Raw genomic sequence first — 18629 nt, 5'->3', positions numbered from 1 at the left:
GCTAGGCCGGAATGTCCTGTTGCATGGCCTGACTTTGGTGATGCTGGATCAGGGGATCGAGCACATCGTCCAGGTTTCCCTGCATGACATGTTCGAGATTGTAGAGGGTCAGATTGATCCGGTGATCTGTCACCCTGCCTTGGGGGAAATTATAGGTCCGGATACGTTCGGAACGGTCACCACTGCCGACCTGGGATCGGCGCTGGGCATTGTATTCACTTTGCTGCGCCTCCTGGGCCTTTTGAAACAATCGCGCCCTGAGTACGGTCATGGCCTTGGCCTTGTTCTTGAGCTGGGATTTCTGATCCTGGCAGGTGACAACAAGGCCTGTGGGGATATGGGTGATCCGGATAGCGGAATCCGTGGTATTGACACACTGCCCGCCTGGCCCTGAAGCCCGATAGACATCGATGCGCAGGTCTTCCTGGCGAATGTTCACCTCTACGTCCTCGGCCTCGGGAAGCACTGCAACTGTCACTGCGGATGTATGGACACGTCCCTGGGATTCCGTTGCAGGAACCCGCTGAACACGATGCGCTCCAGACTCGAATTTAAGGCGGCTGTAAACCTGCTTCCCGGTGATCGAGGCAACCACTTCCTTGAAGCCGCCGGAACCGGTTTCATTGGAATCCATGAGCTCAACCTTCCAGCCCTTGATTTCGGCGTATCGATTGTACATTCGGAAAAGATCCGCCGCGAACAAAGCAGCTTCCTCGCCTCCGGTTCCTGCCCGGATTTCGAGAATGATGTTTTTGGAGTCCAGCGGATCCTTGGGGGTAAGAAGCACTTGGAGTTTATTCTCCAATTCGCTCTTTTTATCCTCAAGTTCCTCGCGCTCCAGGCTGGCCAGTTCTCTGATCTCAGGATCGGAATCCTTGAGCATCGTTTTGTTCTCAACCGTCTGCTCAAGGATGGTTTTGTACGCATCGAACACAGCAACGATCCCGGAAAGATCCGCATGCCGCTTGGTCAGTTTGGCGTAGCGTTCCTTGTCGTTGAATATCTCGGGGGAACTGAGCTCGCGCTCAATTTCCCTGAATTTTCGTTCTATGTCTTCGAGCTTACCGATCATCTAACATCCTGCATCCAATCCGGAAACCGAGTCCAGGGGCCCCGGCTTGGCCAGGACCCCTGGACTCGGCCAAGCGGGTACGTTTCATAAGGGGCTCATCGTCACAGCAAAAAGCCCGTTTAGAAAAGAATAAAATGCTACTTCTCGTCCTTGTTGACGAACTTTGCGTATTTTTTCCGAAAGCGATCGATACGTCCGGCAGTGTCCACAAACCGATGTTCACCCGTAAAAAAGGGATGACAATGGGAACAGATTTCAACCTCAATGGTTTCACCTGCTGTTGACTGCGTGTCGAACTCAAAACCGCAATGACAACGAACCTTTGTATTATACGTCTTGGGATGGATTTTTTCTTTCATGTCTACCTCCGTTATTCTAGGAAACGGGGTTACTAGCCTATAGAACCGGGAATGACAAGCAAAAAAACAGTGCAGCAAAAAAAAGGAGTGTGGGGCGCGGATGCAGGGATGGAAAAGTCGCGGACAAACGGCTAGTAAAGCCCTTTGGAAAGATTGAGAGAAATATTGAAGGCTACGGAAAAAAGATGATGGATAAAATCGACATATTCCACCGCAACATGGTCAGGAACCTCGATGCGCACGGGAGCGAAATTGACAATCCCCTTGACCCCGGCCTCCACAAGATAATTGGCGGCCCGCTGGGCCCGTTTGGGAGGGGTGGTGATGAGGCCGATCTCCACATCGAGTTCCTGGGCCAACTCCTGCAGCCGCTTGGAGCTGTACACTTCCAGACCGGCTACTTCTTCCCCGATCTTGAACGGATCACAGTCAAAGGCCCCTACGAGCATGAATCCGCGTTTGCGCAGAATCTTGTGCCGCAACAGGGCCCGTCCCAGATTGCCGACCCCGACAAGGGCCACGTTCCAGACCCGATCAATCCCCAGAGACTGCTTGATGGCTGTAAGCAGGTCCTGGACATAATAGCCAACGCCGCGGACGCCAAACTCGCCGAAGTAAGCGAGATCTTTGCGGATTTGCGAAGGATTGACCCCGCAAGCCCGTGCCAGCCCCTCAGACGAGATGACCTTTTCCCCTTCCTGGCTCAAGGTTTCCAGAATCTGAACATAGGAGGCCAAGCGCTGAATCGTAGCTCGTGGAATGCGTGTACTCTTCACTGGACCGTACCCATAAACCCGCGTGTTTCGTGAAATTTTGAACAATCGTCAAGACATGAAAGGGAGGCTTGCACGCCTCCCTTTCGAAACCTACTGATCTGAACTAGCCGATAAAAGGATTGGCGAAAAGCAGGATCAGATTAACAACCAGAGCGTAAATGGCCAGAGATTCGATCATGGCCAGACCAACGAGCATGGTGACGGTGATCTTACCGGAAGCTTCGGGGTTGCGAGCGGTACCTTCACAAGCAGCCTTGAGTCCGAGGCCCTGACCGATACCACAACCGGCAGCGGCGATAGCCATACCAATAGCAGTGGCCAGAGAGGTCATGGAGATGACGGCAGGAGCGACATCAGCGGCAAAAGCAACGCCAGCAACAGCAACCATAGCAATTGTGCTCAGAACAACCATAAAACCTTTACGCATGATACTTTCCTCCAAACAATGTTATATAATTGTGGTCGAACGACCATTTCCCCGAATTAGTGGGCCTCTGAAAAAGCGCCCTGCAGATAGACCAGGCTGAGCATGAAGAAGACAAATGCCTGGATGCAGTCAGCCAAAAGAAAGAGAAAACACATGGGCAGGGTGGAGACCACCGGAGCCAGGATGAACAGCAGGGCCAAAACGATATCCTCACCCCGGATGTTACCAAAAAGCCTGAGGGTCAAGGAAAGGGGGCGTGCAAAGTGACTGATGACCTCGATGGGGAACATCAAAGGCGCCAACCACCAGAAGGGACCCATGAAATGCTTGATATATTTGAACCCATGCAGCTTGAAGCCCCAAAAATTGTAATACAGGAAGACGAACACGGCCATGGCCGCATTGGTGTTCACGTTGGCCGTGGGAGCATCACCACCGGGGAGCATACCGGCAATGTTGCAGCAAAGGATGAAAATGAACAGGGTACAGAGAACGGGAAATACCTTGCGACCATTCTCGCCCATATTGGACACGACAAAATCCTCCAGGGAACCGATCAGAAATTCAAAAAAATTCTGAAAACCAGCCGGTACCAGTGAGATTTTCCTGCTGGCCAACCAGCCGACAATAAAAAGACCGGCCATGATCGTCCACGCATACAGGACGTTGTTGGGAATCAACAAGTGCCCATGCGCATCCACGAGAAAAGGTGCAACAAGTTTAACCGCTTCTTCCACGAGAAAGATCGGATGCAGATCAGCTGCCATCGTCCTACGCCTCCTTCAATTTTTGCCCTACGAAATATTTCGCGCCATACATCAAAATATTCACCAACACCAGTGACAGGCCCGCCAACAAAGCCACCACCGAGGACCCACACCAGACGATAAGCACATACAATGCTACACCGGTCAAGCCAAGGCGGGTATAAAAGCCGAACAACAACAGAACCACCGACCCCTGACGAAGAAAAATCAATCCCTGGATCACCTTGGCCAGAGCATAGAAATTCAGCGTCCCGATCAACCCGCCGGCCACCAGGTCCAAAGGCCAGACTGCAAAGAAACCAACGGGAAGGAGAAGAAGCAAGGCCAGTGCCAGAACGATCTGGTTACGAACGAGCCAGCGGACCTCTTCGTTCACGAAACCATGCCTATACAGGTAGCGATCAATGACTGCCATCATGCCTGCCCCTGCCTTCATCCTGGTCCTGAAGCTTCTTGACTTCCATGTACACATTCTTGAACCCAGCTGCGATACCAAAAATCAAAAAGAAGAGAAGCCCCCACGGCTTGGTCCCAAGCCATTTGTCCAGGAAATATCCCATGGCCAAACCAACAAAGGTACAGGTCACGAGATGAATCCCGACGATACTCATATTGGCAAGGATCTCGAATTGCTTCCTATCTTTTCTATTCTTCTTTTGAAAGAACATGGGTATCACTCAAAGGGTTCCGGAAACGACAGGTTCGCGCCAAGAGATCGCGCAAACATTCACAAGATGCGCAGAGCTACCACAGAGACATGAGCCAAGTCAACGCATGAATTGTGCTTTTATCCATTTTTTTCATTCCTCCCTTCAGGGTGGAAAAAACAGATTCATGCATGATATGAGCATGTTGAAGCATTAGCAGGCCATAAGCTCGAACTTGCCTCCTGGGAAGGCAACCCTTATAAGCCCACCAACCCGCATGGCCCTTTTGACGCGGACGCCTCAACGACGGGTCTTATTTCTCTGAAACGACGTCCTGTCAAGCAATCATCAAAAACCTCATCCACTGGATACAGCATGTCGAAACGATCCTACCGTCTCAAAGCCAGCCAACTCGCAACCCGCCAGAACCCGCGCAAGATTCCTGCTCGCGCCAATGGACCCGAGTGGCTGCGTCCCTTCCAGCCCCGGGCGCTGCAGGCTCTTGAGCTGGGTCTCAATGTCAGCACCTTTGAATATAACATCTATCTGGCGGGTGAACCGGGGCTGGGACGGAGCTACCTGGTGAAAAAATTCCTCTCCCCCCGGGCGGCAGAGCAATCCACCCCTGTGGATTGGGTATATACCTTCAATTTCAAAGACCAGGACCGTCCGAGGGCCATTGCCCTGGCTCCCGGCCAGGGACGAGCCCTCAAGCAGGGGCTTGCCAAGGCCCTCAAAGAGATCCGGCACGACCTTCCCGCACGCTACGAGCACGAATCCTATGTCATGCGGCACGATGACCTCATCAATGCCTACAACTTCAAAAGGGACAATCTGCTCGAAACCATGGAAACACGGGCCAATGCTCGGGGATTCAGCCTCAACGCCGATGAGGACGGCTCGCTTTCGCTCTATCCCCTTGTGGAAGGCAAGGTCCTCTCCCCCGAGGAATACGAACGGCTGGACCACACCCTGCGCCAGAGCCTCAAAAAACAGAGTTCGGCGATCATGGATGAAGTCATCGACCTTTCCAGACGGATAAACAAGGAAGAGCAGGACTTCAGGGAAAAAGAACAGGATCTGGAACAGGAAGTCGCCCGATCCGTGGCCACGAATGCCCTGGCCGGACTTGCCGAAGCATTTGCCTCCAACCGGGAGGTCACGGCCTATCTTGAGGCCCTGACCAAGGATATTGAGGAAAACCTGGAAAAATTCAAGGAAAAGGAAAAAACCGGTGTTCTCGAACCGGGCCAGGACTTTCCACAGGGTATGGAAAACTTTTTCCAACGATACGATATCAACCTCTTTGTCGACAATGGCGACCAGAAAGGTGCGCCCATCGTTGTGGAGACCAACCCCGGATTCTTCAATCTCCTTGGATGCATTGAACGGGAAACCGAATGGGGAACCTATTACACGGACTACAGCCTGATCAAGGCAGGATCCATCCACCGGGCCAACGGGGGCTATCTGATCCTGTACATCAACGACCTTCTGGCCCATCCCGTGGCCTGGGAAGGCCTCCTGCGCTGTCTGCGCTCGGCCCGGCTCTGGGTGGAAGATCCCACCGATCACTATGATCTCGTCCGGACCAAGACCATCGAGCCTGAACCCATCCCCATGGATCTGAAAATCATTCTCATCGGCGACGACGAGATGTACGACATCCTCCTGGAACAGGAAGAACGATTCCGAAAATACTTCAAGATAAAGGCCCACATCCAGGAGACAGTGTCCAGGTCGGCCGAGACGGTAACCGCCTATGTGCGGGCTCTGCGCCACATTGTTTCGGAGAACGGGCTGCACCCCTTTACCAGGGAGGCCCTGGCCCGGCTGGTGGATCACTCCTCTCGCCTTGCCCAGGACCAGGAACGCCTGTCCTTGTTTTTTTCAAGAATGCGAGAGGTCATGATCGAGGCCGATGCCCTACGAAAGATGCGCTCCGAGACCAGGGTGGACGTGGCCCTGGTCAATGAGGCGCTCAAGGCAGGTGAATACCGGCTCAATCTTTACGAGGAGGAGTTTCTGCACGAATATGATCGAACCGTGATCAAGGTTCGAACCCAGGGCGAGGCGGTCGGACGGGCCAATGGGTTGTCCGTGAGTCAAATAGGGGATTATGTTCTGGGACTTCCCCATGAGATCTCCTGCACCGTGGGCGTAGGCCACGGGGGTATCCTCGATCTGGAGCGGGAGGCTGAGTTGGGCGGGCCGATCCACACCAAAGGGATGATGATCCTGAAAAGCTATCTTCTGGAACTTTTTGCCAAGGACAAACCCCTGGTGTTGACCGGAAGCCTGTGCTTCGAGCAGAGTTACGCCCATGTGGACGGGGATTCGGCCTCTGGCGCCGAACTCACGGCCCTGCTTTCATCCCTGGCCGACATCCCTATCAAACTCAACCTGGCCTTCACCGGTGCCATCAGTCAATCCGGTGCCATCCTGGCCGTGGGCGAGGTGACCCGCAAAATCGAAGGCTTTTTCAATGTCTGCAAACGCCGCGGTCTGACCGGAGACCAGGGGGTCCTCATTCCCTGGGACAATACATCCCAGCTCATGCTCAGTGATGAAGTCGTCGAGGCAGTGGAACAGAACATGTTCCATGTCTATGCGGTCAAAACCATTGAAGAGGCCATGGAGATCCTGACCGGCATGAAACCCGGACGAAGACTCAAGAGCGGGGGGTTTTCCAAAAACTCCATTTATGAGGCCGTTGACGAAAGATTGGCCGAGCTGGCAGAGTTGGCTGATATGAATGGAACCCGAAAACGCCGTCGCAAACGCAAACCCACACCCCGGAACCAGGAGAACGTGCCGGACCATCCCGACGATCCCGCGCCCATTCAGGTTCGCGAATAATCCCGCACCGCGGCATGTCACCGCGGATTGCGGTTTCTTGATTTTCCATGATACGAGGGGGGTCATTCGGTCACAATCCGGGTACTCCTGTTTCGTCCGGCGTAAGCGCATCCCGGACAGATGCCCCAGACGCCTTGTCGGGCGTGTTTCCTACTCACCCATTCCCATCATTGTCATGACCACTCGAATCCTTCACGGTTTTTGCCATCGCTTACGGATGGCCGTCATCCTGCCTCTCTGCCTGTTCGCCGCGTTGACGGTTGCAGAATCCGGCCCGGCCCAGGATACCACCCCGGCGATCTCTCCCGCCGAGGAGGCCAGGATCTCCACCTATTTTGACGCGACCCTTGCTGAGATTCAGGAATTTATCGATTCACGCGAGGCAATCGCGGCCCGGGTCCAAAATGTACTGGAAACCCTGGGTGCCACCAGCAAAACTCTCAGACAACAACTCCGCCAGCTCGAAGGTATGGCCCGAATCGTTCAGGGCAGACCGTATGAGACACGCGGGGTTCTGCAAGACCTGCGTAATCTGAGCGCCGAAATTGAGGCCAGCATGGGACCGGCCGAACAGCTGCTCAAGGAGCTCGAAAAGCGTCAGGAAAAGATCACATTACTCGCTGCCGAGGCCAGTCAGCCCTGGACCAGAGAGCTGCCCCCGGCACTCCGGGACACGCTGGAGGGGCTCAGACGCGCCCTGAGCCAGAGCGAGCAGGCGATCAAGGCGCACCAGAAGGCATTGAACCGGGCCCTGGGTACAATCACCGATCTCGATGGACGGGCCCGAGAGGCCATTGAATCCATGGAAAAGGCGCTTCCCGGCTCCTGGAAGCGGCTGCTTTTCTCTCCCCAACAGACCCTGCTCGCTCCCGAAATCTGGAAGACGAGCCTGTTCGATCTGGGCAAATGGTTCACGGAGTTTCCCGCCTTTCTGCGCATCCAGCTCCCGGCCTCCAGCGCCGAGTGGACCGACTGGATCGGGAAGGTGATCATCTATTGGCTGCTCCTTCTGGGAGGGATCTATTTCTCGCTCCGAAAAATAGGTCTCTGGCAACGGATGGCCAAGGCTCAACAAACAGGGCAGATTCGATCTCCCCTGGTGTGGGTTTCTCTGTCCCTGGCCCTGCTGGGTGCCTTCTTTACCTCGGGATACCGCCAGACCACCCTGCAGCTGAGCCTGATCTATCTCGCCCTGTTCTATGGAATCATGCGCACGGCCTGGATCGGACGGGTCCTCGAAGAGGCCGGAAACCGGATTCCGGCCTTGCGGCCCGGATTTTTCCTGTTTGCAGGGGCCACCCTTGTGCAGCTCCTGGATATGCCCCAGCTCTTTTCCACCCTGACCTGGCTGGGAGTGCTGGGCGGGTCCATGATCGTGGCACGCCGACTCCATGCCCCCTTTATGCTCGAAAAGGCCATCCTCAGGCTGACCCCCTTTGTCTGTGCGCTCTTCTTCATTCTCGCCTTTTTCGGACTCTTGCAGCTTTCGCTGATCCTTAGTCAGGTGTGGGCGTTGTCCTGCCTTTTTCTGCAGCTGGTCATCGTTGCCACCAGCTGGCTTCGGGCCGCTGTCGAACGCCTGCCCGCAACCCTGGGCATGACCATTATCAAGGGACTCGTGATCGGCTTTGGCTCCCCGCTCATCTGGATTCTCGGCCTTTCCATCGTCCTGGGCTGGTTGACCATCCATCTGGGGAGCGATTTCGTCTTTCAGCGTATTTCGAGCATGAACCTGAGCTGGGGCGACTATTCCCTGAATTTTTTCCGTTTTGCAGTGATCATCGTTGTGTTCTATCTGACCCACGCCTTTGTGAACATCTGGGGATCCATCCTGGACCAGAGATACTTCCGATGGTCCAAGATCGACCCCGGGATCATCACCTCCCTGCGCACCACCGGGGGATACGCCATCTGGATCGTCAGCGGCATCATCGCCGTGAACATCATGGGCATCAGGCTGACCTCCCTCGCGGTCATCGCCGGGGGTCTCTCCGTGGGGATCGGTTTCGGCCTCCAGAATCTGATCAACAACTTCATCAGCGGGCTGATCCTGCTTTTCGGACGGACCATCCAGGCCGACGACGTCATCCAGCTCGACCAGACCTGGGGCACCGTACGCAAGATCAACATCCGGAACACCGAGATCCAAACCTTTGACAATTCGATCATCTTTGTCCCCAACTCCGAACTCATTTCCGGGCGGCTGACCAACTGGACCCACCGCGGCGACAACCGGCTGCGCAGGGATCTGCTGGTCGGCGTGGCCTATGGATCGGATATCGAGCGGGTCAAGACGACCCTGATGGACGTGGCCAGGTCGCACCCCCACGTGCTGGCCGACCCCGCGCCCACGGTTCTCTTCACCGCCTTTGGAGCCAGTTCCCTGGACTTCATTCTTCGCGTCTGGGTCGATCACATCGACTTTTCCCTGTCGACCCTCTCGGATCTGCATGAAGGAGTGAACACCGCCTTTGCCGAGGCGGGCATCGAGATCTCCTTTCCCCAGATGGACCTCCATGTTCGGGATTCAGTGCCTTTTAGTGTCGCATCACACGAAGACGGCACGTCTTCGTGAACCCGTCTCTGCTTATGGAGAGGTAGTGGCTACGGCAGGGACACGGAAGGGGCCAGCTGGCGGGTGATCATGGTTGCGGCGATTCCCCACATGGTCAGGCAGACGAACCCGTCGAGAAAACGCCATGTCAGGGGCTTCCTGAACAGGGGGGCCAGAAACTGGCCGCCAACGCTCAGGCTGAAAAACCAGAGAAGAGAGGCCGTCATCGCTCCCACCCCGAAAATATATCTGCCCGTCCCTGCAAACTGGGTGCTGATCCCCCCCAGAAAGAGCATGGTGTCCAGATAGACATGGGGATTGAGCAGGGTTACGGTCAAGGTGGTCGCCACGGCCCCCTTCAGGGTCAGACGGCCGGCCCCGGCCATATCCAGCTGCCCGCCGCGCAGGGCTGACCGCAAGGCGCGCCACCCGCACCAAATCAGAAAAAGGCTCCCCAGCCAAGCCATCCAGCTGATGAGCTCGGCCCGGGCTTCATACCAGCATGTTAAGCCATCTCTTTTCGGACTTTTCCCATTCCTTCCCAGCCCACTATATTCCGTCTTCGGAACAATTCGTCCGGGTCATCACCCAGGGCCACGGATACGGACTCATCCCGGACCTGCAACTCGAGGGGCTGCCTGACAGCGACCGACGCGAAGAATGCGCTCCGGGCCATGCACTGCCCATTGCGCTCTTCTGGCACACCTGGACCCGGCAATCGGAACTCCTGGCAAGGTTCACTGACGTTCTGGTACAGGGAGGGATACAGGCTCTTTCGCACTCGGAGTGAATGCGCAAAGAAAAACTCAAGGCTTTCCCTGTTGACTTTCACGTATCCGCGAGAGATTGATGAGTCATAAGAAGTAATCAAGGAGGGATCATGCAAACCATATCTACAACCAACATGACCATCGAAGAAAAAATTTTCGCGATGGAACAGCTTTGGGATGAGTTGTGCCGGACTCCCGATGCGGTCTCCTCACCCACATGGCATATGGACCTTCTGCAAATGCGGCAGCAAAAAATTGATAAGGGACTGGCTGAGTTCCGCGATTGGGACGAGGTCAAAAAACGGCTTCAGCAGGTATCGCATGAAAATAAGGCTCCTCGCTGAAGCTGAACAGGATCTGTGGGAAGGATTCCGATTCTACCAGGGTCAGCAAGAGGGACTTGGTCGTTATTTTTTGGATTCTCTCACATCAGACATTGACTCATTGGCATTTTTTGCGGGGATACACGAAACAGTGGCAGGATTTCACCGAGCCCTTTCCCGTCGGTTCCCTTTTGCCATCTACTACACAGTCAATGGGAATATTGTAACCGTCAAAGCCATCCTTGATTGTCGAAAAAAACCCGCATGGATACGTACTAAACTATCCGAGTACTGACACGAAGAACATCGTTCATCTTGCATAAAAAAAAGCCGTCATGCGACGGCTTTTTGTATGCAAATCTGTTGGCGAAAAACTTGATCACCACCCCTTGGCTTCCAGGATCTTGTTGATCTTTTCCTCGCTCTTTTTCTGGACAATGACCATCTTCTTTTCCTTGGCCGCGGCGATCTTCTCGGTCAACGCCTTGAGATCAGCTGGTTTCTCCAGAAAATCCGTGGCTCCGATCTTCATGGCCTCGATCCCTTTCTCAACGGTTGCGTGACCCGTGAGCAGGATGATCTGGGCCTCGGGATGGCTCGCCTTGATCCCCTTCAAGGTCTCCAACCCGTCGATATCCGGAAGCTGGAGATCAAGAACAATGGCATCGTAGGAATCCGCATCCACCATTTCAAGGGCCTGCTGACCGGTGGTTGCCGTGGCCACGTCTATGCCACGCACCTGCATCCGTTCAGCCAGGGCACTCAAAAAATCCTTTTCATCATCGACCAGCAAGACCTTTTCCTTAGACATAGTCTCTCCTTTTTTCATCATCCCCGGCCATGTTTTGGCCTTGAACCGTATATTCAAACAAGCCCTTCGCTCTCCTGACAGGGATACGCCCGGACAGCACACCCCGTTGTTTCAAACGTCCTGAAAACGCACCCGCGTCTGATCCGCCCCGGTCTCCACAACCGCGCCAACAGCTGCGGCCAGAGACTGGACTGTTTGCGAAGTATGCTCCAAACCGGGTTTGATTGCAATAACAGGTCCCTGATCGGTCCGGGCCGTCTGCAGGACAATGGTCTCCCCGGAGGAAACAGCGGCAAAAACCCTTTGAAGGCATTCCACCAGCAGATGGGTGACAAGAAAGGGCTGTGCCGTGGTGACAACGGAATCGTGCGCATCACAGGCCAGCACGACCCCGCGATTCGCGGCGAACCGTTTGCACAATTCCACGACATAGGCACACATCTCCCCGAGATCGATCTGCTCCTCCACCTTGTCCGGGCTGTGGGCGAACCGGTTCAATCGTTTGATGATGGAATCCATGCGCTGAACCTGGGCGCCGATAGTGGTGTTGATCCGCTCGATCCGCTCCGGTGGCAGCTCCCGGCCCTGTTTTTGGAGCATGAGCAGATCTTCGTGCAGACCGTTCTGTTCATTGATCACGGCTAGACAGTTCTTGATCTCATGGGAAATGCTGGCGCACATCCTGCCGAAAAAGGCAAGCCCGGCCTTCTGGCCAAACGCCTGGTGTGAATCGTCCTTGGTGGTGGTCATAGCAGATTATCTCCCTGATCCTGCTTCTTCCCGGCCATGGCCTCCTCGAGCTTTTCGACCAATGCCTCCAGCTTCAAGGGTTTTATGAGGTAGAAACAGGCGCCGCGTTCGCATCCATGCCGGAAATCCGATTCAGAACCATGGCCGGTCAGAAATATAAACCGCAATTCCGGATCCTTTTTCTTGAGTATGCCCATCAATTCCAACCCGCTGATGCGGGGCATCTTCACATCCAGCACCGCGACATCGTAATGCTTGTCCTGCACGAGTTCGATGGCCTTTTTCGCTGAGGTGGCCCAGTCGGCACGAATCCCCCGAAAGCCCAGACGCTCGGCCAAGGTGCTCACCAATTCCTCTTCATCGTCAACTAACAGTATATTCACGTTCTCACCCCATAAGGACCCGGATCAGCCGGGTCCATTCCCGATATTGAAAGTACAGTTTGATTCTCTGTCACCTCGGATCATCTCGGATCTACCGCTTGATGGGTAACTCTATGGTAAAGGTCGTGCCCTTGCCGAGTTCACTCTGCACGTGGATAGTGCCTCCGAGCTTCTCAACCAGGCCGTAGGTGATGGAAAGTCCGAGGCCCGTGCCGCCCTGTTTGGTCTTGGTGGAGAAGAAGGGCTCGAAGATCCGCTTCATGTTCTGCGGGCTGATGCCCTTGCCGTTGTCCGCTATCATCACAGCCACCCGATTTTCATCGACTCTTCCCAGCTCGATATTGATACACCCGCCATCGTCCACAGCGGCAAAGGCGTTGTTGATGATATTCAAAAAAACCTGCTGGAGCTGTCCCCGGTCGCTCTGGATCTCAGGCAGATCCTCCTCGGCGTGCAGCCCGATGTGAATATCCCGGTATTCGGCCTCCTTCTTCAGAAATCCGAGTACCTCATCCATAAGCTTGGTCATGTCGAGGGCTTCCACCCGCACGTCAATATGCCGGGCGAACCCAAGCAGCCTGTGGGTAATCGTGCTGCACCGCTCAACGGACTGAAGAACGGAATCAATCAGACCAAGCAGCCGGGGGTCTGCCTTGTATTCCTTGGAATAGGTCAGCAGATCCTTGATCAACCCGCTCTTCTCATTGATGATCGCCAGGGGATTGTTGATCTCGTGGGCCACGCCCGCGGCCAACCGGCCGATGGAGGCCATCTTCCCGGTGTGCTCGATACGGCGCATGGCAGCGGCCCGGGTCTTGTCCGCCATATAGATCCGATTGACCAGAAAGGTGACTACCCAGATGATGAGAAAAAAGATGGCCACCGCGGATACCGTGAGGATGACGAGCACCTCGCTGCGCAATTTGCCCAATCCATCGGCCGCACCCCCCTGCTCACGCAGAAGCATGAAGATAAAGGGTGTGTTCGGGATATAGGCATATCCCGTAACCCAGTCCGCTGTTTGAATGATTTTTGTATTCGTCGAATACGTGGGGACCTCCACGCCGCTTGATTCCAGGACATTCCCGAGGGTTCGCGAAGGGGTCTGGAGGATACCCTTGCGGTTGATGATAAAGGCATCCCAACCGGTACGAATATCCAGATATTCCACCAGCTCGTAAAATTCAGCCGTGTCAATGGTCGCCCTGAGGATAAAGAAGGATCCATCGTCCTGTTGATGTTTGACCGCAATAATGAAATGGGGGACATCCCGAAATCCCATGAAGACATCACTGATATAGATTCCCCGGACAATGACCTCGCTGAACCAGCTCTGATCCTTGTAGTTCCTGTCCTCCAGGGGGTAGGGGCCTACATAGGCCCGCTGTCTGCCCTGTATATCGATCACTCCGAGATCGATAAATCCGCCAAAGGCCGTTTTCAGATGCCCGAAAACCTGGGAGAGGTGACGCTTGTCCGTCAATTCTTCAAAAGAATTGTCCTCGACCAGAAAATTCAGGGCTGATCGCCGTTCCTCGAGGAAGAAGGAGACACTCCGCTTGACATTGGAGATAAGCCGTGACGCCGGATAGACCATCTCCGAATAGATGGTCTTCTGGTATTGGTTGAGGTTCATGACCGTCAGCAAAAGCAGGGGCAGGATGGCAACAATCGTCATGCTGATGATGACCCACCACCAGACCCGCCGGTAGCTGAAAACGCTCTGGGCCTCTTTTATGGGATCAGTCTCCCTCCAGAAGGGAGGAAGCAGTCTGTTGATGAATTCGGGTAATTGTATCATGATCTGCCGCTCTCCATCCGGGATAAAGGTCTCTCCCACACGAGTTGCATTGATGTGCTCCCGCCACCCGGACATCCGCCAACGGACAGGATGGCCGGGAGCATATCGAAGTCGTTTCTAGCCCTGCGCGTATTTGGCTTTGGCCGCCTTGAGGGTCTCGGCCAGCTTGTCGATATTCACGGGTTTCTCCAGGTAGGCAAAGGCCCCCATCTCCATGCATTTGGCCCGGTCCGCATCCGAACCATGGCCGGTGAGGATGATGACCTCCACCTTGGAATGTTCCTTCTTGATCCTGCGCAGCACCTCGTAGCCGTCCACACCGGGCATGCGCAGATCCAGAACCATGACCTCGGGTTCCTCATCCTGAACGAACTCCAAGGCCTCTTTTCCGTCATAGACCACATGCGAACCCATGTCCCGCATGAGCATACGCTCGGACAGGGTTTCCACGAATTCCCTTTCGTCATCGACCAGCAGGACCTTGGCCGGGGTTTCAAAATCATAGCGCCGGTAGACATCGTTGCGATAAAAATTCGCACCGACCTTGGTATACACGGCCGAGACCCCTTCAACCTCCGAAGCGATCTGCTTGAGCTCGTCTTCGAGGCGGGCAAGCATGATCACGTTTTTCTCAATGACAATGGTCACCTCGCCCTGATCGGCAGTAACCGTCATGCTGTGACCGGCCTTGGCCAGGGCGAGCTCGACCTTGGCAGCCAAAACAAAATCGGTGACCGCCTGACGGCTCTTGTCCGTGACTCTGACAATCTCGTTTTTGGCCGATTTGACGATAATATCCACACATTCCGAGCGTTCTTTCTTGTCTGTTGGGATGATGATGTCATACAGGGAGGCATCCCAGGGATCCTTGTGAAAGAGATGATCCGTCCAGAAGGAACAGCTTTCGTCGTATTTGAGAATGGCCTTTTGGGCATCCTTCTCGCTCATTCCCGCAGCCTGGGCCGCCTCGAGCCGGGCCTTGCGATCGGCAATGAGGCAGATCTTGAGTACATGGGAGATGGATTCAGGGATCAAATGTCCCAGGAATCCGTAATAAATCACATTATCTCGGGCCAGATCGCTAGCCATGACCGACTTGAGATAGGCCACGCAACGCGCCTTTTCATGGGTGAATTTATCAAAGGCCGAAGGCTTTTCATAGACGGCCCGGGTGATCTTGTTTTCAGCAATATTGAAACGTTCGCTCGCCTTCACGATCAGATCCTGATCGTGGACTATTTCATAGCCAAGGGCCTGGGCCGCTTGTGTGCAGATCTCCTTGGAATGGACAAAATTGCCGTGGAATATCGTTATCGAAGACATGAATATTCTCCCTTTGGTAGAATAGGGTTGCAAAATCTTGCGAAAAAGGAATGATCGGGCATGAAAACCATCCCTCCCGGTCTGTGTCGAATGCTACGATTTGCTGCATCAGGCTGGCTGGTTGACCCCCGTTGAGCCTTTCTTGGGCATGTAGCGCACCAGAGGACATTCGCAGACATCTTCACCCTGAGGATGCACAGAGATGTACAGAGCTTTGATGGCTCCTTCAAGGGTTGGATAGAAATTTTCTTCGCCGATCTTTTCCAGAAGATGGGTTCGCCTCATGACATCGAGAACCCGCTCCTTGACGCCGGAAAAGGAGATACCCCTGCCGGTACTTCGGATGCGCTCCACCAGAAGGGAGAGGGCCTCTTCGCCCGAGGCGTCCATCTCATTGATTCCGCTGGCCGAAATATGGATGTGCTTCAAATCCGGCATGGTGCGCATGATCTCGGTAACCCGATCCTCCAGATAGCTGGCATTGGCAAAGAACAGGGGACCATCGAACCGGATGGTGGCGATGTACTTGCATTCATCGAGCACGGAAGTGTCTATGCACTGCAGGGAAGCATCCTTGCCCATGGCCAGTTTGGCCACCTTGGGACGCATGCTCTTGTACAGAAAGACCCCGAGGGAAAGGGTCACGCCGATCATGATGCCCTTGTCCAGGTGCGGGGCAAAGGCCAGGGTGCAAAAAAAGGTAAAAATGGAGATGGCCCCATCATACCACTGGGCCTTCCAGGCATGGATAAAACCCGAGACGTTGACCAGCCCGATAACCGCCATCATGATGACCGCAGCCAAAACGGCCTGGGGCAGATGATAGAGGAGCGGGGTGAAGAAGAGCAGGGCGATGACAACGGTCAAACTGGTGACCACGCTGGAAAAACCGGTCACGGCTCCGGCCTGGAGATTGACGGCTGAACGGGAAAACGACCCTGAAGCCGGATAGCTCTTACCGAATGCGCCGATGATATTGGCCAATCCCTGACCAATGAGTTCCTGATTCGGATCGAGGCGTTGTCCTGTCTTTGCAGCCATGGCCTTGGCAATGGAGATGGCCTCCATGAAACCGAGCAGTGAAATGATCGCCGCAAAAGGAAGCAGGGTCAGAATGGAACCAAGTGAAAAGGAGGGAATACTGATGGTCGGCAAACCGCTGGGAACGAGGCCCACAACGGCTCCGCCACCTGTAAACAACAGATTGTTCTCGGCAAGCTGGGCATTGCCGACCTTGATCCTCCAGGTCCGCCCGTCTCCCTCGACTCCCCCGGGAAGCTGGTTCTCGGGATAGAAGATCAAACCGCCACCGGCCTGCTCGACCCCGGCGAGAAGCTGGCTGCGGATCTTCTCGCGAAAAATGTGGGCCCTGGACTTGGCCATCTCGATCTTGGAACCCACAACGTCGATATCGTGCTGCTTGTCCAGATACTCGATGGAGCGAACCCCGCTCTCCTGCTTGATCGCGTTCAATTGGCTGGTCAGCTGGGCCCGCTCTTCCCCGTACCGGGCATTGTCACCAACGGCCTGATTGAAGGAGGCGATATCGCTGCGGATTTCCGGAGCCATGATGCTGTCCACACCCCCCTTGTAATTGTGCTCAAATCCGAGTGCCCATGCGAGCAGCGTGGTCACGACCACGGCCACCAGTACGTTGGGGATTCTGGGGTTGATCTTCTTCAACCCGTACATGATCCCAAAGGCCAGAACCGCCATGGCCAGTGTGGGCCAATGCGTGTAATGAACGGCTGCCTTGCAGACCCGCCAGATGGTTTCGTAATGGTGGGGTGCCTTGTCCACATACACACCAAAGAGTTTGGAAAACTGAGACGTCCCGATGATGATCGCCGCGGCATTGGTAAACCCGTTGACAACGGGATGGGAGAGAAAATTGACCACCAATCCCAGTCGGAGCACGCCCAGCAGAAGTTGAAACAGCCCGACACTCAGGGCCAAAAGGATGGCATAGGCGATAAACGCCTCGCTCCCGGCCGTTGCCAGGGGTTCCAGGGAAGCCGCTGTCATCAAAGAGACAACGGCCACGGGTCCGGTTGCCAGCTGCCGACTCGATCCAAACAGGGCCGCAATCATGGGGGGAAGAAAGGATGCATACAAACCATAATATGCCGGAAGCCCGGCAAGCTGGGCATAGGCCATGGACTGGGGTATAAGCACCAAAGCCACCGTCAAGCCGGCGACCATATCCAGCTTGAACTTGCCCATGGTATATCCTTTGAACCAGTCCATAAAAGGAAATATCTTGGATACTACAGCAATCATACCAGCACCTCGTCACAACCGTTGGTTAGAATTTTCTTGCACGCCTGCATAATATCAAAATACAGGGAATGCACAGGAAAAATGTTCTCCACATCAAATCGCAACAAACCGTTGAGCATCCCGAAAATGATGACCGCAGTCTTGGATGCGGAAACATTGGCAATCGACCCATCCTCGATGCCAATGACAATCCCCTCGCTCATTGCGTTTAAGAAACAATTGTAAATGCTTTCCATTGTCGTTCGACAGGCATTGTTTACAGAAGCCAGTTCATAGGAATGACTCCTAAAAAGCAATGACAGCTCATTTGCCCACTCTTCGGACAAGTAGAAATACACGTTGATGACAGCTTCGACCATTTCCAGGCCGGACTCAAAATGTTTGTTGTTGATCTGTTCATCCACCTCATTGATAATAAGTCCCTTGGCTCTGTTCAACGTACAAAGAAATACGTCCTCCTTGTTTTTGAAATGATGAAAAATCGTTCCCTCAGCAGCCCCGGAATGCTTGGAGATTGCTGAAATTGAAGTATTTTTGAATCCATTGGTGGCAAACAACCGGGTGGCTGTTTCCAGGATGGTTTGTTTCAGTGACATGTGATCTCCTTAAAATCCCGAGTGAGCGCTCGGTCGGTTTTTTCTTGTGCAAAAAAGGACAAACCTGTCAAGTTTTTTTTACCCCTTTGATCCTGAAGCACACAAAATGTACGGGGAGATCAGGAAAGTGG

General features: G+C 54.4%; 19 protein-coding genes. 4 read left to right on the top strand and 15 right to left on the bottom strand.

Annotation, left to right across the window (positions count from 1 at the left end):
- Position 1 precedes the first annotated feature (1 nt).
- The 7 genes from prfA to ACTVJH_RS00835 all read right to left on the bottom strand — a co-directional run bounded on the left by prfA (position 2) and on the right by ACTVJH_RS00835 (position 4069).
- Positions 2-1072, bottom strand: coding sequence for a peptide chain release factor 1 (gene prfA / locus ACTVJH_RS00865; RefSeq protein WP_455986506.1), 1071 nt, complete (start codon positions 1070-1072; stop codon positions 2-4).
- 137 nt (positions 1073-1209) lie between these two features.
- Positions 1210-1431: a 50S ribosomal protein L31 gene (gene rpmE, locus ACTVJH_RS00860; RefSeq protein ID WP_455986504.1), complete on the bottom strand. Its 222-nt coding sequence runs from the start codon at positions 1429-1431 to the stop codon at positions 1210-1212.
- Between the two features lie 131 nt (positions 1432-1562).
- A complete protein-coding gene (locus tag ACTVJH_RS00855; RefSeq protein ID WP_455986502.1) occupies positions 1563-2207 on the bottom strand; it encodes a redox-sensing transcriptional repressor Rex in 645 nt (214 codons plus the stop codon).
- A 103-nt stretch (positions 2208-2310) separates the two neighbouring features.
- Positions 2311-2634 carry an ATP synthase F0 subunit C gene (gene atpE, locus ACTVJH_RS00850; RefSeq protein ID WP_455986500.1) on the bottom strand — a complete coding sequence of 108 codons (324 nt, stop codon included), beginning with the start codon at positions 2632-2634 and terminating at the stop codon, positions 2311-2313.
- A 56-nt stretch (positions 2635-2690) separates the two neighbouring features.
- Positions 2691-3401 carry a F0F1 ATP synthase subunit A gene (gene atpB, locus ACTVJH_RS00845; protein WP_455986498.1) on the bottom strand — a complete coding sequence of 237 codons (711 nt, stop codon included), beginning with the start codon at positions 3399-3401 and terminating at the stop codon, positions 2691-2693.
- 4 nt (positions 3402-3405) lie between these two features.
- Positions 3406-3819, bottom strand: a complete 414-nt coding sequence (locus tag ACTVJH_RS00840; RefSeq protein WP_455986496.1) for an ATP synthase subunit I — start codon at positions 3817-3819, stop codon at positions 3406-3408.
- A complete protein-coding gene (locus tag ACTVJH_RS00835) occupies positions 3803-4069 on the bottom strand; it encodes an AtpZ/AtpI family protein (protein WP_455986494.1) in 267 nt (88 codons plus the stop codon). The genes ACTVJH_RS00840 and ACTVJH_RS00835 overlap by 17 nt, the downstream gene beginning before the upstream one ends.
- Before the next feature lie 354 nt (positions 4070-4423).
- On the opposite strand from ACTVJH_RS00835, the gene ACTVJH_RS00830 reads away from it, so the two are divergent.
- On the top strand, positions 4424-6907 hold the full coding sequence (locus ACTVJH_RS00830) for a Lon protease family protein (RefSeq protein WP_455986492.1): 2484 nt from the start codon (positions 4424-4426) through the stop codon (positions 6905-6907).
- Between the two features lie 175 nt (positions 6908-7082).
- Entirely contained in the window at positions 7083-9482 is a 2400-nt protein-coding gene (locus tag ACTVJH_RS00825) for a mechanosensitive ion channel domain-containing protein (protein WP_455986490.1), read from the top strand.
- Positions 9483-9511: 29 nt separating this feature from the next.
- Here the strand turns inward: ACTVJH_RS00825 and ACTVJH_RS00820 are convergent, their stop codons facing one another.
- Entirely contained in the window at positions 9512-9928 is a 417-nt protein-coding gene (locus ACTVJH_RS00820) for a LysE/ArgO family amino acid transporter (protein WP_455986488.1), read from the bottom strand.
- 35 nt (positions 9929-9963) lie between these two features.
- On the opposite strand from ACTVJH_RS00820, the gene ACTVJH_RS00815 reads away from it, so the two are divergent.
- Together ACTVJH_RS00815 and ACTVJH_RS00810 are read left to right on the top strand one after the other, a co-directional pair.
- Positions 9964-10251 (top strand): hypothetical protein, encoded by a 288-nt coding sequence (locus ACTVJH_RS00815; RefSeq protein WP_455986486.1) that lies wholly within the window; start codon positions 9964-9966, stop codon positions 10249-10251.
- Between the two features lie 90 nt (positions 10252-10341).
- The gene (locus tag ACTVJH_RS00810; RefSeq protein ID WP_455986484.1) at positions 10342-10575 is read left to right on the top strand and encodes an addiction module protein; all 234 of its coding nucleotides are present in this window, start codon (positions 10342-10344) and stop codon (positions 10573-10575) included.
- A 358-nt stretch (positions 10576-10933) separates the two neighbouring features.
- Here the strand turns inward: ACTVJH_RS00810 and ACTVJH_RS00805 are convergent, their stop codons facing one another.
- The 7 genes from ACTVJH_RS00805 to ACTVJH_RS00775 all read right to left on the bottom strand — a co-directional run bounded on the left by ACTVJH_RS00805 (position 10934) and on the right by ACTVJH_RS00775 (position 18498).
- Positions 10934-11365: a response regulator gene (locus ACTVJH_RS00805; RefSeq protein WP_455986482.1), complete on the bottom strand. Its 432-nt coding sequence runs from the start codon at positions 11363-11365 to the stop codon at positions 10934-10936.
- A 111-nt stretch (positions 11366-11476) separates the two neighbouring features.
- Positions 11477-12115: a sensor histidine kinase gene (locus ACTVJH_RS00800; RefSeq protein ID WP_455986480.1), complete on the bottom strand. Its 639-nt coding sequence runs from the start codon at positions 12113-12115 to the stop codon at positions 11477-11479.
- Entirely contained in the window at positions 12112-12498 is a 387-nt protein-coding gene (locus ACTVJH_RS00795; RefSeq protein WP_455986478.1) for a response regulator, read from the bottom strand. Before ACTVJH_RS00795 ends, ACTVJH_RS00800 begins: the two co-directional genes overlap by 4 nt.
- 91 nt (positions 12499-12589) lie before the next feature.
- Positions 12590-14299 carry a sensor histidine kinase gene (locus ACTVJH_RS00790; protein ID WP_455986476.1) on the bottom strand — a complete coding sequence of 570 codons (1710 nt, stop codon included), beginning with the start codon at positions 14297-14299 and terminating at the stop codon, positions 12590-12592.
- A gap of 117 nt (positions 14300-14416) precedes the next feature.
- Positions 14417-15622, bottom strand: coding sequence for a response regulator (locus tag ACTVJH_RS00785; protein WP_455986474.1), 1206 nt, complete (start codon positions 15620-15622; stop codon positions 14417-14419).
- Positions 15623-15730: 108 nt separating this feature from the next.
- Positions 15731-17902 carry a SulP family inorganic anion transporter gene (locus tag ACTVJH_RS00780; protein ID WP_455986472.1) on the bottom strand — a complete coding sequence of 724 codons (2172 nt, stop codon included), beginning with the start codon at positions 17900-17902 and terminating at the stop codon, positions 15731-15733.
- The gene (locus ACTVJH_RS00775; protein ID WP_455986470.1) at positions 17899-18498 is read right to left on the bottom strand and encodes a TetR/AcrR family transcriptional regulator; all 600 of its coding nucleotides are present in this window, start codon (positions 18496-18498) and stop codon (positions 17899-17901) included. The genes ACTVJH_RS00780 and ACTVJH_RS00775 overlap by 4 nt, the downstream gene beginning before the upstream one ends.
- Positions 18499-18629: the final 131 nt, after the last annotated feature.

Source organism: Desulfoplanes sp. PS50 (genome assembly GCF_053851535.1).
This window is presented reverse-complemented; position numbering and strand designations above follow the sequence as displayed.